Source organism: Streptococcus sp. 2020WUSS084 (assembly GCF_044427445.1).
Taxonomy (GTDB): domain Bacteria; phylum Bacillota; class Bacilli; order Lactobacillales; family Streptococcaceae; genus Streptococcus; species Streptococcus suis.
In genome coordinates this window covers 26,793-42,661 of sequence record NZ_JAOTGC010000001.1, presented here as the reverse complement: position 1 = coordinate 42,661, position 15,869 = coordinate 26,793, and the positions used below count along the sequence as shown (strand labels likewise).

Annotated in this window: 13 protein-coding genes and 1 pseudogene; 8 read left to right on the top strand and 6 right to left on the bottom strand. The window is 40.2% G+C overall.

The annotated features are described in order from the left end of the window. The first annotated feature begins 95 nt into the window (after positions 1-95). Positions 96-938 (top strand): PrsW family glutamic-type intramembrane protease, encoded by an 843-nt coding sequence (locus tag ODU50_RS00215; protein ID WP_024416463.1) that lies wholly within the window; start codon positions 96-98, stop codon positions 936-938. Between the two features lie 429 nt (positions 939-1,367). On the opposite strand, the pseudogene ODU50_RS00210 reads toward ODU50_RS00215, so the two are convergent. After that, positions 1,368-1,520: pseudogene (locus tag ODU50_RS00210) on the bottom strand (FAD-containing oxidoreductase); the annotation flags it as partial. 365 nt (positions 1,521-1,885) lie between these two features. Between ODU50_RS00210 and ODU50_RS00205 the strand changes: the two are divergent. Further along, positions 1,886-2,695 carry a PrsW family glutamic-type intramembrane protease gene (locus ODU50_RS00205; RefSeq protein WP_024414644.1) on the top strand — a complete coding sequence of 270 codons (810 nt, stop codon included), beginning with the start codon at positions 1,886-1,888 and terminating at the stop codon, positions 2,693-2,695. A gap of 43 nt (positions 2,696-2,738) precedes the next feature. On the opposite strand, the gene ODU50_RS00200 is transcribed toward ODU50_RS00205, so the two are convergent. Further along, positions 2,739-4,409, bottom strand: coding sequence for a formate--tetrahydrofolate ligase (locus ODU50_RS00200; RefSeq protein ID WP_105153294.1), 1,671 nt, complete (start codon positions 4,407-4,409; stop codon positions 2,739-2,741). Between the two features lie 299 nt (positions 4,410-4,708). Here ODU50_RS00200 and ODU50_RS00195 point away from each other — a divergent pair, with 299 nt between their 5' ends. From ODU50_RS00195 to ODU50_RS00175, 5 genes are all read left to right on the top strand, one after another. Continuing rightward, on the top strand, positions 4,709-5,404 hold the full coding sequence (locus ODU50_RS00195; protein WP_161947075.1) for a phosphopantothenate--cysteine ligase: 696 nt from the start codon (positions 4,709-4,711) through the stop codon (positions 5,402-5,404). Then, a complete protein-coding gene (coaC, locus tag ODU50_RS00190) occupies positions 5,397-5,945 on the top strand; it encodes a phosphopantothenoylcysteine decarboxylase (RefSeq protein ID WP_105153292.1) in 549 nt (182 codons plus the stop codon). The genes ODU50_RS00195 and coaC overlap by 8 nt, the downstream gene beginning before the upstream one ends. Further along, a complete protein-coding gene (locus tag ODU50_RS00185; RefSeq protein WP_015646942.1) occupies positions 5,932-6,501 on the top strand; it encodes an ECF transporter S component in 570 nt (189 codons plus the stop codon). The genes coaC and ODU50_RS00185 overlap by 14 nt, the downstream gene beginning before the upstream one ends. Positions 6,502-6,591: 90 nt before the next feature. Beyond that, positions 6,592-8,310, top strand: a complete 1,719-nt coding sequence (locus ODU50_RS00180) for a phospho-sugar mutase (RefSeq protein ID WP_172013824.1) — start codon at positions 6,592-6,594, stop codon at positions 8,308-8,310. 430 nt (positions 8,311-8,740) lie between these two features. Then, positions 8,741-9,943: an IS110 family transposase gene (locus tag ODU50_RS00175; RefSeq protein WP_105153290.1), complete on the top strand. Its 1,203-nt coding sequence runs from the start codon at positions 8,741-8,743 to the stop codon at positions 9,941-9,943. A gap of 811 nt (positions 9,944-10,754) precedes the next feature. On the opposite strand, the gene ODU50_RS00170 is transcribed toward ODU50_RS00175, so the two are convergent. Further along, complete coding sequence (locus ODU50_RS00170; protein WP_105153288.1) at positions 10,755-11,366, bottom strand: DUF3885 domain-containing protein; 612 nt, start codon at positions 11,364-11,366, stop codon at positions 10,755-10,757. A gap of 123 nt (positions 11,367-11,489) precedes the next feature. Between ODU50_RS00170 and ODU50_RS00165 the strand changes: the two genes are divergently transcribed. After that, complete coding sequence (locus ODU50_RS00165; protein WP_105153287.1) at positions 11,490-12,365, top strand: CPBP family intramembrane glutamic endopeptidase; 876 nt, start codon at positions 11,490-11,492, stop codon at positions 12,363-12,365. Between the two features lie 17 nt (positions 12,366-12,382). On the opposite strand, the gene ODU50_RS00160 is transcribed toward ODU50_RS00165, so the two are convergent. The 3 genes from ODU50_RS00160 to ODU50_RS00150 all read right to left on the bottom strand — a co-directional run bounded on the left by ODU50_RS00160 (position 12,383) and on the right by ODU50_RS00150 (position 15,804). Then, positions 12,383-13,219: a DUF975 family protein gene (locus tag ODU50_RS00160; RefSeq protein ID WP_105153286.1), complete on the bottom strand. Its 837-nt coding sequence runs from the start codon at positions 13,217-13,219 to the stop codon at positions 12,383-12,385. Between the two features lie 192 nt (positions 13,220-13,411). Beyond that, the gene (locus ODU50_RS00155; protein WP_105153285.1) at positions 13,412-14,293 is read right to left on the bottom strand and encodes a DUF975 family protein; all 882 of its coding nucleotides are present in this window, start codon (positions 14,291-14,293) and stop codon (positions 13,412-13,414) included. Positions 14,294-14,415: 122 nt separating this feature from the next. Next, the gene (locus ODU50_RS00150) at positions 14,416-15,804 is read right to left on the bottom strand and encodes an amino acid permease (protein WP_011922209.1); all 1,389 of its coding nucleotides are present in this window, start codon (positions 15,802-15,804) and stop codon (positions 14,416-14,418) included. Between the last annotated feature and the right edge of the window lie 65 nt (positions 15,805-15,869).

Sequence of the window (15,869 nt, the reverse complement as noted above, 5' to 3'; positions counted from 1 at the left end):
AGATAGAACTGAGATAATAAAAAGATGGCTATGATAAACTATAGCAAAGTAGGATAACTGACATCTACTAAATTAGTATAAAGGAAGTCATTTTTATGAAACAATTCTGTGCTAAACACAAGATGAAGCTCCTTATTTTTCTAGCCGTTTGGAGTTTTTTCTCTGGCTGTAAAGTTCTTCTTACCTTTTTTGGGAAACCGGATGGAATGGACGGAAAATATCCTCTCTTCTTTCTAACTATTTCCTTAGTTGCACTTTATGTCCTCCCTATGATTCTTATCATTCGTTATGTAGCGAAACGTTTTGATATTTCTAAAAAAGTTATCCATCTCAGTTGGATTTTGGGTATAACAGCTAGTTTTTACTTCTCTGGTATTGGTCAAACACTTTTAGGAGCTTTTTGGTTATTCATCGTCAAACCACCTCAAACATTTATCCAAAACTGGGGAGCAGCTGTCACCGCCCCCTTCCATGAAGAGTTTGGTAAGGGCCTAGTTGTACTACTCGTACTCCTCTTGCTCAAAAAACTTACTCTAAAAAATGCCGTAGTCAGCGGTATGATTGTAGGTTTGAGTTTCCAAATTATTGAAGACGGTCTCTATGTCTTCCAACAAATCTTTAAATCTAAAGCAGATGGCTTCGCCACTCTTATCGAACGTATGCTTCACGCTGGTGGAACTCACTGGGCCTTCTCCCTTGCATTCGCAGTCGGTTTGGTCGCTCTCGTCTCAAAAAATAGTGGCATGTCTAAAAAACAAGGACTTTTCTGGATGCTGATGGCTGTCTTAGCACACTTTTTCTTGAATACTCCATTCAACGAAGGACTAACATCTAACTCTGGTGAAATAACCGTTCTCATGCTCTGCTTTAGTTTCTGCGTGGCACTTGCTGCATTTTTCAAAGTAGACCAAATTGAAACGACTCAGCACCACCAGTAACACATACTAAAACAAGCCTGCATTGACAGGCTTTTATTATGTTACAAACCAAGTATTCGAAATGGTTGTTGATTCATCAATATCTATTACCGATCTTTATCCCCTTCCAATCTGTCCAAGAAATCGCAGATAATTGGCTGGGCAAAAAGCCCAGCGCCACTTCTTAGAGTTCGTGTCAACATCTCAGCGCAGTGGTTGATTGGCGGATTTATTCGTGTTTTACACTCCAAATCCAACCTAATCAACTGTGCGGGGGTGGGAAGACGAACTCTTTTTAGACCACTCGAGTTCTTTCCCACTCCCCACGGTTCATCAATGAAAAATTGTCTCTTGATGAAAAATGGTCACTCGATGATCTTGGCACTAGTCTAGGAAACGAAGCCGCAGATTATACTTGAGTATATCAAGGCAAGTTGACGCCGATTAGTGTTAATTTTCGATGAGTGAAAAGACATTATTCAAATTCTCAGCCATAGTCGGATGGGTGAAAATCTGTGTTTTGAAGTAGGTATAAGGAATCTTATTGTCAATCGCCATAGCAATCAAGTTAATCAGCTCCTCTGAATTGCGACCAAAGAGAGTCTTGGTTGGAATACAGCCGATATTGATACAAGTCCCGCTAAACATAGCAGGATTTCCCTCCACCAAGGCAACCTTTTTCCAGCTGCTGGCAGCTTACCTGCTAAGGTCTTTCCATCCAAAACCAATGACCAATAAATCATATTGTTCCATAACATACTCCTTTTATTTTTTAAACCTTAGTCTAGCAAAAAAGAAAATTTGAGACACAATTCCGCTACGACTCTATTATGGAGTCCAAGTTGCAGGAAAAACATTACAATAACTGATAAGGTTTAGATAAAAAATAGATGAATTATAGACAAAATGCACCCACATTTGATACAATGTATCTATACACTAGTTTATTAATACAGAAAGGTAAAACTATGAAAGAAAAATTTCAAACGTGTAGAACCTATATTCCAATCATCTTAGCAACGATTGGATTTGTCAACGGTTGCAAAATTATCTTCGGAGAATTCGGTAAGCCAAATGGCATGGAGGCTAAATATCCTCTCTTTTTCCTAACCATTTCCTTGGTCGCTATCTACCTCATTCCCCTACTAGTACTGACATATTACTTAGCTAAACGCTATAACATTTCTAAACAAGTTATAGGTCTTAGCTGGCTTTTAGGCTTAACAAGTAGCATCTCTTTTTCTGAACTGGGGCATACAGCTATCGGATATTTCCTGCTCGAAATTGTTAAAGCTAGTAATAATTTCCTAAATGACTGGGGCGCAGCTATTTCAGGTCCATTGGCAGAAGAAATCGGTAAAGGGCTGACTGTTCTACTTGTACTGCTTATTTGTAGAAAAATGACACTAAAAAATGCATTGGTAAGCGGAGTGATTGTTGGATTAGGTTTCCAAATCGTGGAAGACATCACCTTTGTTTTTAGAGACATGTTCATGAATAAGTTAGACGGCTTTGAAACCATTCTTGAACGCGTTGGTCAAGCTGGTTGGGCCCATTGGGTTTTCACGCTTCTCTTTGCTATTGGTTTAGTAGCCCTTCTCACAAAAAATACAGGCATATCAAAAGCACAGGGAGTATTTTGGATTGGTGCAAGCTTTGGAATTCACTTCCTCTTTAATTCACCATTCAACACTGGTATCTTCCAGACGGTATTTCCTATGTTGAGTATTTTCCTTGGCTTACTTGCCTATCAAACGGTTGAGAAACTATCTGAATAGACAAAAAATCCGCCTTTGAGCGGATTTTTTATATTCATTCTTGTTAGAACAAGCCGATAGCTGTCCCGTCTGCTGCCACATCCATGTTGAGAGCTGCGGGAGCTTTTGGCAAACCGGGCATGGTCATGACATCTCCAGTCAAGGCAACGATAAAGCCTGCACCTAATTTTGGCACAAATTCACGGACTGTAATGTCAAATCCTGTTGGTGCACCGAGGGCAAACTGATCATCTGAGAAGCTGTATTGGGTCTTGGCCATGCAGACTGGCAACTTATCCCAACCATTCTTAGCAAATTCAGCCAGCTGGTTACGAGCCTTCTTCTCAAAGACAACGCCTGTACCACCGTAGATTCGCGTGACAATCTTGGTCACTTTCTCTTCCAAACTATCCTCAGCCTTGTAAAGACGTTGATAGTTTGCTGCTTGGTTATCAATAGTAGCAACAACTGTCTCAGCCAATTCAACACCACCATCAGCGCCATTTGCCCAAACACTTGCCAACTCGACAGGTACGCCAATTTCAGCGCAAAGTTCTTTCAAAGCGGCAATTTCATCAGCTGTATCTGAGACGAATTCGTTGATAGCAACCACCGCTGGAATACCATATTTCTGAATATTTTCAACGTGACGCTTCAAGTTAGAAAAACCAGCCTTGACTGCCTCTACATTTTCAGCAGAAAGTTCTGTCTTAGCTACACCACCGTGCATTTTAAGCGCACGCAGGGTCGCTACAATCACCACAGCATCAGGAGCCTTAGGCAAGTTCGGCACCTTAATGTCAAGGAACTTCTCTGCTCCAAGGTCAGCCCCGAAGCCTGCTTCTGTGACGGTATAGTCGGCCAATCGCAGAGCTGTTGTGGTAGCGAGGACTGAGTTGCAACCGTGGGCAATGTTAGCAAATGGACCACCATGGACAAAGGCTGGCGTGCCATAGATGGTTTGGACAAGGTTTGGTTTAATAGCGTCCTTCAAAATAAGGGTCAAAGCACCTTCCACCGCCAAATCACGCACGTAGACAGGACTGCGATCGAAACGATAACCGATAACAATATTTGCCAAACGTTCTTTCAAGTCATTGATGTCCGTCGCCAAGCACAAAATCGCCATGATTTCAGAAGCTACGGTAATATCGAATCCATCTTCACGCGGAATACCATTGAGCGGACCACCCAAGCCAACTGTTACCTTACGAAGGGCACGATCGTTGAGGTCCACAACACGTTTCCAGATAATTCGACGTTGATCAATCCCAATCACATTCCCCTGATGGATATGGTTATCAATCAAGGCTGAAAGGGCATTGTTTGCTGTGGTAATGGCATGCATGTCGCCTGTAAAATGCAAGTTGATGTCTTCCATTGGCAAGACCTGAGCATAGCCACCACCTGCAGCTCCACCTTTGATCCCCATGGCAGGTCCCAAAGAAGGCTCACGGAGGGCAATCATGGTTTTCTTGCCAATTTTAGAAAGAGCATCTGCCAAACCGATAGTAATAGTCGACTTACCTTCACCAGCTGGCGTTGGGTTGATAGCTGTTACTAAAATCAACTTACCAGGCGCATTTTCCTTGACGGCATTGATTTTATCGAAAGACAATTTTGCCTTGTATTTTCCATAAAGTTCAATATCATCAAAGCTGATACCAACTTTTTCAACGATTTCTGTGATTGGTTTCAAGATTACACTTTGTGCAATTTCAATATCTGTTTTCATGAGAGCTCCTAATTTCCTTATTTTTTATGGACATTATACCATACCACAACTTATTTTCGCATATTTTTTACTATTTATTCACTAACGTACGGAATTTTCAGAAAAACTACAGGTTCCCTTACTTAAACAGATACAAATTTTTAAAAACTGTATTCTCATCATATCATAGCTCTACACTTCCGTCTAAGACTGATCCTTATATTTTTTATTAGTGTTATCATTTTCCAGTGTCACAGATTTATTAGCAAATGAGTTAGTGCAAACTTTACGAAAAATAGAAATTCTAGTAAAATATGAACATGAAACTATTGATTACATCAGGCGGAACAAGCGAAGCTATCGATCAAGTCCGCGCTATTACAAACCATGCTTCTGGAAATCTTGGAAAAACCATTGCCGAACAAGCCTTGAAACGTGGTCATGAAGTTACTCTTGTGACTACAAGACAGGCTGTCAAACCAAATTCTCAGAAGAATTTAACCATTATCGAAATCACAAATGTTGATAGTTTGAAAGAAACATTAGAACCTTTAGTCAAAACCCATCAGGCCCTGATTCATAGCATGGCTGTATCCGATTATACACCTGTTTATATGGCTGGTTTAGATGAAATAAGAGCAACTGAAGACATCTCTAGTCTACTAAAAAAACAGAATACAGAAAGTAAGATTTCATCCAAGGATGACTACCAAGTTCTTTTCTTGAAAAAAACTCCCAAGGTCATTTCCTATGTAAAAAAATGGAATCCAGCTATCACACTCTTTGGCTTCAAACTATTGGTTAATGTTCCTAAGGAGGAATTATTTGCCGTAGCTCGCCAAAGCATTGAACGAAATGGCGCTGATTATATACTTGCTAATGACTTGAAGGATATTGGAGAAAATCAACACATTGCCTATCTAGTTGATAAAACAAGGGAAATTCAAGCACAGACAAAAGATGAAATTGCTCAGCTCATTTTAAATACCCTAGAAAAAGGAGAACAAAATGGCTAATATCACACTTGCCGTTACTGGCTCTATTTCAGCCTATAAAGCAGCTGACCTAACCAGTCAATTTACCAAGCTCGGTCATCAGGTTACAGTCCTCATGAGTCGCTCTGCTATGGACTTCATCACACCTTTGACTCTCCAATCCTTATCAAAAAATCTGGTTCACACAGATGTCATGATTGAAGAAAATCCTACTCTTATCAAGCATATCGATATTGCCAAAGAAACAGACTTATTTTTACTTGCCCCTGCTTCTGCCAATACGATAGCTAAATTAGCTAATGGTATGGCTGACAACATTATTACGGCAACAGCTCTGGCTCTGCCAATTGGTACTAAAAAACTGCTGGCACCTGCTATGAATACTAACATGTACCTCAATCCTGCTACCCAGAAAAATATCAAAACCCTCATGGAGTATGGTTTTGAGGAAATCAAACCACGTGAAGCCCTGCTTGCTTGCGGCGACTTTGGTACAGGTGCTCTGGCCGAGATTGATGTGATTCTAAACAAAGTAATGGAGGTTCTAAATGAAAACAAATAAATCTAGGGACGTTGCAACTCTTGCAATATTTCTAACAATCATGATTGTCATTGAAGTGGTCAGTCAGATGATTTTTGCTAATTTTATCTTGCCAATAAAACCGACTATTACCCATATTCCCATCATCATCGCTTCCATTCTTTACGGTCCACGCTTAGGGGCACAACTGGGTGGTTTTATGGGAATAATGAGTATCATTCGCAATAGCATAATCATTTCACCGATGAGTTATGTTTTCTCTCCTTTCGTGGAACATGGAAACTTCAATTCTATCCTGATTGCCTTAGTTCCACGTATTTTAATCGGAGTTACACCATATTTTGTTTACAAATTGATGAAAAACAAAAAGGGGCTCCTACTAGCAGGTCTTACTGGTACCTTGACAAATACAATTTTTGTCTTGACTGGTATCTTCTTCCTATTTTCTAATGTATATGCTGGGGATATAAAATTGTTACTAGCTAGTATCGTCTCATTCAATTCTATTGCAGAATTAACCATCTCCGGTCTCTTAACCATAGCTATCGTTCCAGTTTTACAGAAAGTTCAAAAATAAATATCAGAAAATCACGTGAAAGCGTGATTTTTCTTTTCAAACATGGTATAATGAAAGCGTTTAATAGAAAAATTTTTAAGGAGATATGAGATGACTTATCAAGAAACCTATCAAACATGGCTCGACTTTGCAGGACTTCCAGACTATTTACGTGAAGAATTAGTCGCAATGGATGAAAAAACAAAAGAAGATGCCTTCTATACAAATCTTGAATTTGGTACAGCTGGTATGCGTGGTTATATTGGCGCTGGTACCAACCGCATCAACGTATTCGTCGTTCGTCAAGCTACTGAAGGTTTGGCAAAATTGGTAGAATCAAAAGGTGAAGAAGCTAAAAAACGTGGTGTTGCCATCGCTTACGACTCACGTCACTTCTCTCCAGAATTTGCCTTTGAATCAGCTCAAGTTTTGGCAGCGCATGGTATCAAATCTTATGTATTTGAAAGCCTTCGTCCAACTCCTGAGTTGTCATTTGCTGTTCGTCATTACAATGCCATCGCAGGTATCATGGTGACTGCCAGCCACAACCCGAAAGAATTTAACGGCTACAAGGTTTACGGTGAAGACGGCGGACAAATGCCACCAGCTGATGCAGATGCATTGACCAACTTCATCCGTGCCATCGACAATCCATTTGCAGTTGAATTGGCTGACCTTGAAACCAGCAAGGAAAATGGCTTGATTACAGTTCTTGGCGAAGAAACTGACCTTAAATATCTTGAAGAACTCAAAGACCTCAACATCAACCCTGAATTGATTGCTGAATACGGTAAAGACATGAAGATTGTCTACACACCACTTCATGGTACGGGTGAAATGTTGGCTCGTCGTGCCCTTGCACAGGCTGGTTTTGAGTCTGTCCAAGTTGTTGAAGCACAGGCAACTGCTGACCCTGACTTCTCTACTGTCGCTTCACCAAACCCAGAAAGCCAAGCTGCTTTTGCCCTTGCGGAAGAACTGGGCCGTGAAGTCGGTGCAGATGTCCTTCTTGCAACTGACCCTGATGCTGACCGTGTTGGTGTTGAAGTTCGTCAAGCTGACGGTTCATACTGGAACCTTTCTGGTAACCAAATCGGCGCTATCATTGCTAAATACATCCTTGAAGCCCACAAGCAAGCAGGCACACTTCCTGCAAACGCTGCCCTTGCTAAGTCAATCGTATCCACTGAGTTGGTAACTAAGATTGCTGAAAGCTACGGCGCTACCATGTTCAACGTCTTGACAGGTTTCAAATTCATTGCCGAAAAAATTCAAGAATTTGAAGAAAAACACAACTACACTTACATGTTTGGTTTTGAAGAAAGCTTTGGTTACCTTATCAAGCCATTTGTACGTGATAAAGACGCTATCCAAGCCGTTTTAATCGTTGCTGAGATTGCTGCCTACTACCGTTCACGTGGCATGACCTTGGCTGACGGTATCGATGAAATCTTCAAAGAATATGGCTACTTTGCTGAGAAAACAATCTCTGTTACCCTTTCTGGTAAAGACGGTGCAGAGCAAATCAAGGCAATCATGGCTAAATTCCGCGATAACTCACCTGCACAATTCAACGCAACTGACATCGCAGTCTTTGAAGACTTTGCACTTCAAACTAAGACAGACAAAGATGGAAATGTTGAAAAACTCACTACTCCTCCATCAGATGTCTTGAAATACACCTTGGCAGATGATTCTTGGTTTGCAGTTCGTCCTTCAGGAACAGAACCAAAAATCAAATTCTACATCGCAACAGTCGGTGAAACACTTGCTGAAGCAGAAGAAAAAATCGCTAATATCGAAAAAGAAATCAACGAATTTGTTGGGTAAGAATTAGAAAGTACAAGCCATTTCCTCCAGCGACGTCTAAAGACATTCGCTGAACTTCGTTCAAGTTAGTGCTATAATTACTTGACTAAAGCCCGTAACAACGGGCTTTTATCTTGCCATGGCTTCAAGCCAGTTTTTCTCTACGAGAAAAACCAGAAGGGAGTGAGAAAGAACTCATCTAATCAAAAACATACTAAGATTAGTAGTGAGGAAATCTCCGACGGGAGAAAGTACTCACTACTTTTTCTTTATGATAAAGTAGAGGTGTCTTGTTAAGTCGAGAACTCTTTTGACGCTAGACGTCGCATCAAAAACTGGCAAGGCACCTGTTTTAGAAAGAATGTTATCAAAGTATGTGGGACGCCAGACGTCGAGTATTGAAAATGACATCGCTAAAACAAGGAATCATTCAAGACAAAGAGGTAATATCATGCGAGTAGTTTTTGGGATTGATGTGAGTAAGGCAAGTTCAGAAGTAGCCATTCTAGTCAATGGTGAGAAAGTTCATGGCTATACCATATCCAATGACGCCATCGGCTTTGCTCGGCTACTTGGCGATTTGAAAACCGTCCACAAGCCAGAAATCATCTTTGAAGCAACAGGCGTCTATTCTCGTCGTCTTCAAGCTTTTCTGGATGAACATGGCTATGCTTATACACGGCTTAATCCCTTAGAAGCTAAGAAGCAACTGGATAGCTTGCGTGTGCGGAAAACAGATCAAATTGACGCCGAAAAACTAGCTCAATCTCAGTTTGTACTGAATCGTAAAACGACGTATGTCCAAGAAGAAGTCTACCAAAACTTGCGGGATCTCAGCCGTTTCTATCAGAATCTGACCGAGGACATCGTTCGAGCTAAAAACCGCCTGCACAAGGCCTTACAGGTCACTTTCCCTGAATTGGAAAATATCTTGTCAACACCAACTGGTGAACAATACTGGAACTTAGTTATAGCTTTTCCTTGTAAGGACTTCGTGCTTGAGTTAAGCAAGGATAAACTCTCAGAAAGCATTCGTCAATCCACTTCAAAACGGATTTCGGACAAGCGTGTGGCGTACTTAGCCGAGAAGCTGATAGCACTAGCTAATCAATCGTATTGTGCCGTCAAGAAAACCTCTCCAATACTTGAAGAGGTCCGTTACTATGCAAAAGAATTGCTTAGACTGTCTGAACAGAGACAGGCAGTCTTAGACGAAATGGTGGAACTAGCTCAGCCATTACCTGAATATGACATTCTGCTCTCTATTCCTGGAATAGCTGAGACTACTGCAACAAGTATTATTGGTGAACTGGGAGATATTCGCCGTTTTCAGTCTGCCAATCAAATCAATGCCTTTATCGGTATTGACCTGAGACACTATGAATCTGGTAACTTCCTCGCTAAGGAACACATTACCAAGCGTGGTAATCCCTACGCTAGAAAGATTCTGTTCAAATGCATTCACAATATCGCTTCAGCTAGTAACACCAATCCTTGCCATATCGCAGACTTTTATGAGAAACGAAAAAGACAATCGCAAACGACTTCAACGAAGCCGCACACGATTGCCTCCATACATCGTCTCATTCGGACAATGTATTACCTCATTATGCATAACAAACTTTACGATTACGCTTCAACCCAAAATCGGTAAAACTGTTTATGCTCTATCATTGTAACACCTTATCAAAAAATTTCAACATAAGGTGTTGGTTTTGTATGCACTTTTTACACTAAACTTTAGTCCAAAATAAAACAATTTCCTTATTTTGACTATTGAACTCAAAATATTTTTCGTCAAATACCTTGATAGGCTTGACAAATGGTAGAAAAAGAGTTCGTCAACAAGTCCTTATTTCCAGTTGTTGAGCTGAAACAGTCTATTCCCAGACATCAATTTATGTGAGCTGACTGCCGTCAGCTTATATCTCCCACTTTAAAAGGTCTCCCAGACCTTTTAAACTCCCACCCCCGCATAGCTCCAACAGTCAGAGTAGTGACTGTTGGAGGTTGGAGATAGAGCGAACAAGGTTCGTTACAAAAAGGTTCAGTGAACCTTTTGAGGTTGGAAATAGAGCGAACTTTGTTCGCAACAGTCGTAATGGTCAGATTTGGAGTGTAAAACACGAATTGCTGAGATTTGCTTCGCAAATCCTATCTCCAACCTTTAACAGTCCACTGGACTGTTAAACCCAATCAACCACTGCGCTGAGATGTTGACGCGAACTCTGAGAAGTGGCTTTGGACTTTTTGCCCAGCCTCGTTTTTTGATGAGAAAGTTTTACTTTCCATCAAAAATGAAGTTGCCACCTCCCAAAATAGATTTCCGCCCCACTTTTGGAACTTTTCTACTGTTCTATTCTACCATATTTTCCACAGGTTTTACTGTGGATTTTTTTGAACCTGTATTCACTTGTGAAGTACTTTTATCTAAGAGATGGTATATCACCTTTAGTAATGGTTTCCTACCCCCTCACCCTTCTCTCCATCTCCTCCATATCATAGTCCAAAAGGAGGTCATGGCAGTCTGTAAAGAGCTCCAAACGTTTGTCATCAGCTAAAACAGCAATATCAACTCCCCGATCATCGTAGCAATGATAGATGATATTGTCCTGACTAGATAGGAAGAGAACTGAACTTGATAGATAGTTAAAACCTCCATGGTCGGCTTTGACAATCTCCCTCAACAAAGCGTTTAGGTCCTGGTCGGTAACTAGAAAGAGATAGCGCTCAAAGACTAGCACATCTCCCGTCAAATCCTCCACTTCTATCAACTCAGGCTCAGGAAGCTTGTCGAAGTTAAATTTCGATGAAAAATGCCAGAGGTAGGTGTCTATATCCCTATCTTCCTGTCGAAGGAGCGAAAGGAGCACATAGTCGTATTCTGAACTAGCCTGCTCAAAAAGTTCTACTGCACGTGCATAGGCTCTTTCAAGATAGATTGCTCTTGGTAATTCTTCTGCTTCATCTGCAGGCCCAATTTCAAATCTAAGCGCAAGAGGTGTCCCGTAAAAAAATGGACCCACTAATTGATTATCTTTCAGTTGGAAGGACCTCAGCCATTGATTCAATTCCATATACTATTCTCCTTATATAGCTTTGTACTATTCTACCATATACTAGGAAATTAGGTCTAGTCTTCTTTGGAAAAATATGGTAGAATAGTGAACTAGTAAAGTATATTATAAAAAGGAGGTCCCATGAAAACCGAATTTATTAATGAGAAAGCTCAATCAGCTTTCAATCTCAACATCCTCACCTCTCCTATTGTAGCTACTATTTTGTTGATAGTGGGAGATTCACTAGGAGCGGTTATTCTTACTCCAGTAACCTTTTTACTCCCAGTTAGCGAAACCCTTTCTGTAAGTTTTGAACTGTTCGCCTTCGCTTTTATCAGTCTGATGGTCATTTTATGGGCACGGTATATTGAAAAAAGCCCGTGGGCAGGACTTGGTTTTACCAAAAAAGGGGCGGGAAAAGATTTTCTACTAGGTTGGGGAATCGGAGCTGCAATGCTGACCACTTGCACACTCATCATGTGGGGATTAGGCGCGATTGAATTTACAAGCATCCAGTTCTCTACAAAATTAGTCGGAGAATTTATTATCCTTATCCTTGCCTGGTCTATCCAGGGTACGGCAGAAGAAATTCTAACAAGAGGATGGATGTTCTCATCACTTTCAGCTAAACACAATATTCCTATTGGTATCATTGTTTCTTCCCTCTTCTTCACATTTCTCCACCTCGGAAACAATGCTATTTCACTCATTCCAATTTTGGATTTAACCCTATTTGCCGTTCTTGCCTGCCTCATTATGCTCAAAACAAGAAACATTTGGGTGATTGGTGGCTTACACGCTGCGTGGAACTGTTTCCAAGGGAATGTTTTTGCTTTCCCAGTCAGCGGCACCGATGCTGGTCAAGCCTTTGTTCAAATCGGTATCACTGGTCCTGAGTGGCTATCTGGTGGAAAGTTTGGTGTAGAAGGCTCCGTCATCAGCTTGCTTGTCCAAGGAATAATGATTTCCTGGTTGGTTTACGACCTCTATTTCAAGCCCAAAACAAGCTCCCTATAATCATAAAAGACTGTTAGCTACTCTACAGCTGACAGTCTTTGTTTTTTCAATTTTTCGTAGAAAATAGTCCTAGATAAATGATAGTAAGGAGTCACAAAAAAAGATAACAGACGAAGGGTCAATAATTCCCCAATAAACCAACCTAAAAAGGATAAATCTAACCAAATACGTTGCCAATAGTTCCCTTTCATCAAGAAACGACTTTCCCTAAATACAGCCAAGGGACCAGTATAACTAGCATTATCCAAATGGTCATACAAGACAAAAACAACCTGTGAGTAGGTATAGTAGACAAAAAGGTAAATAATCATTCCTAGCAGGAAAATCGGAGCCCCTATCTTCATTAATTGACTAGGCTGATGAACTGCCAGCTCTGCCATTGCCCCCGGAGATAAGACCATCAAACTACTCATTGTGAAGCCTTTAATAAATAAAGCAGCCCCTAAATTAGCTGGAAGTCCAGCTATAAAAAGAAGCAAATAATAATAAAGAAAAGTGGTACAGATAGGCTTCTTCCATTCTGTCTTTAAAAATGAAAAACTATCTTTTAAAGAAAACTCCTGTCTATCCCCTCTCAACAATTCCAATAAATGAAAACAGGACAGACCGATGAACAGCTGTAACAGCAGAGCGAAGCCTAACTCACCTAAATAAGTCAACCTGATTGAAGAAACCAATCGCCCTTCCACAAAAGCACTGTTTTGACGGAGCTCTAGAAATGTTAGTAGGCGAAAAATTGTTACTGGTACAGCATAAACAATAGATAGCAAAATGGAGGGCAAAAATAGTAGTGTTGTACCTCTTGTCCGCTCGCGAGTCATCATCGCTCTTGATACTATATCACTCGTCATCATCACAATTCCCCTCCAATTTTCTCTCCTTATTTATGAAGTCACGTCGCAAATATTCTATCAACACCGGACTACTTTACCATCCTACTATTAGTATAAAACTTTATCCATTAATTTTCCAGAACATCTCTTAAAAACAGGAAAGTCCCTCCAAAATACGAAGGGATTCCTAATAATTTGTTATCTCCATACTCCCTAGGCTACTGTGGAAGAGATAACTGATTTATATGTTGAAAACACCAATGGATTCTTGGCCTTCAAATCTTCATAAAATATAGTCTGACAAGTCCAATAGTATGGATATACGTAAAGTCCCAAAAACCCAAACGTCAAAAGAACTCCAATAAACCAGCCAACAAAAGATAAATCCAAGAGGAAACGGCGCCATTTATTCCCTTTCATCAACTGCCAGCTCTGACTGAAGAGTTTAAATGTTGAAGAATAGGTATTGTTTTCCAAATAATCATAGAGAAGAAAAGAGACCTGACTGAGCCCATATCCTACGAATAAACTACAAATAATCCCTACACATACCAGTATTAATCCCGTTTGAAAATAAGACGAACTGAAAAAAGCTGAAAAATTAGGCTGATAATCAATAGGAGCACCAAAGATGATAATAGTACTATAGAAAGCTAAACCTATCAATATCATTCCAAGAACAGCAGGGAAACTTGCTAAATACAAGATCAGCATTTTCAATAATGTCGTACTAAAAACTGGTAAAAAATTTTTCCCATCTAGTAAAGTGAAACACTCCGTAAAGCTAACCTTGGTTCTTTGCTTTCTCACCAGTCTTATTAGTTGAAAACAAGCTGTCACAATTAAACATTGTGCAATAAAATCAAATATGATTGACGGGCCAACAGAAATAAAATGATGAGTCCAAGTAACACCATCTTTCACAATAGTTGTGCCCCAGGAGAAAGTACCAGTTTGCCCCCAGATTTGTTTCAAGCCAAATTCTGCCACTCCTGACAGAAAAGAAATCAAAACAGGTGCCAAAAACAAGGTTATCATCCCATCTGTTTGTTCACGAATAACCGTTGCTTTAGCTCGAATATCGCTATTAGACATTGCGTTTCTCCTTTCATATATTTGTATTGTTATATATATTATACTATTTTATTTTTAAGTTTTCCATTATTTCTATAAAAAAATTGTATAAAAAATCCCTTCAAATAAAGAAGGGAAATCTATTATTTTGCTTCCGAATGACGATAGCCATAACAGAAGTAAATCAAAATTCCAATAACCAAGGATACTCCGAATGCCAACCAAGTATCTAAACTATACTGGAACATAAATGAAAGACAAATGATAATTGAGAGGATAGGTAACAAGGGAACAAGAGGTGTTTTAAATTGTCCATCTTTTGGCAAACCTTCGACTTGACGCAGACGAATAATACCCAACGCCAGCATGATCAAATAAGCTAAGGTACAGATATTGAGGAAGGAAGCAATACTTGCTAGTGGGAAAATACCTGCACAAATGGCTGCAAAAATCCCCACAAGAATGGTCGCATTTTTAGGAACCTTGCTTGTTTGTGTCAATCGGCTCAATGATTTCGGTAGCAAACCATCACGACTGATGGAATAGACCATTCTCGATAAGGCGTAGGTCATCGAAATACATACTGTAATCAATGTTAGGATTGCAACAATAGAAATATAACTCGCTGCCCAATCCAATCCAACTTCTCGAAGTGCAAAGGCTACCGCATCTGCCACATTCAACTTAGTATAGTGAACCATACCAGTCAATACTAATGTCACTACAATATAAAGAATTGTTACAATGGATAGAGACAACACGATTCCCTTTGGTACATTCTTCTCAGGTTTTTTCACCTCATCAATCGCTAATGAAATAGACTCAAATCCCAGGAAGGCAAAGAACATGAGAGACGCTCCTGCCATAATTCCTGCCTGTCCACCATAAATGGCACCAAAACCAAAAGGAGAGAAGTTCGACCAGTTTTCTGGTTTGATAAAGAATAACCCTACTAAAATAAATAAAGCCAACGCTGAAAATTTCAAAACTACCAAGGCTGAATTGAAACGAAGAGCTGCCTTAGAATTAAGCAAGACCACTCCTACCACAAAAATCAAGACGAGAACTGGTAAGAGGTCTACATAGGTACCTGCAGCGGGGTTAAAAGTTCCATTCAGAGCTGTCGGCATAGCGATACCAAAATTAGCCAGGAGTCCTTTCAAATAAGCTCCCCAACCAGATGCAACACTCGATACAGCAGTCAAGAATTCCATGATCGTCAGCCAGCCAGCAATCCAGGCAGGAAATTCACCAAAAACCGAGTAGAGATAACCATAGGCACCACCGTTAGTCGGTATACGCGAGGCAAATTCTGCGTAAAACAAGGCTGTTAGTCCGACTGAAATTGCTGCAATAACAATTGAGATGATCAGAGCTGGACCTGCATACTGGGCTGCTGCCAAACCAGTTACCGTAAAGATACCTGTTCCAACCATCGAACCGATACCTAAAAATATCAAATCAACTAAGCCTAAATGCCGACGCATTTGACTATGGCGACCGACTGCTTGTTTTTTTCTAAATAAACTCACAAAATACTCCTTCAGAATAAGAATATGGATACTCGACAGAACTATCTACGGATTCCTGCCAAAGA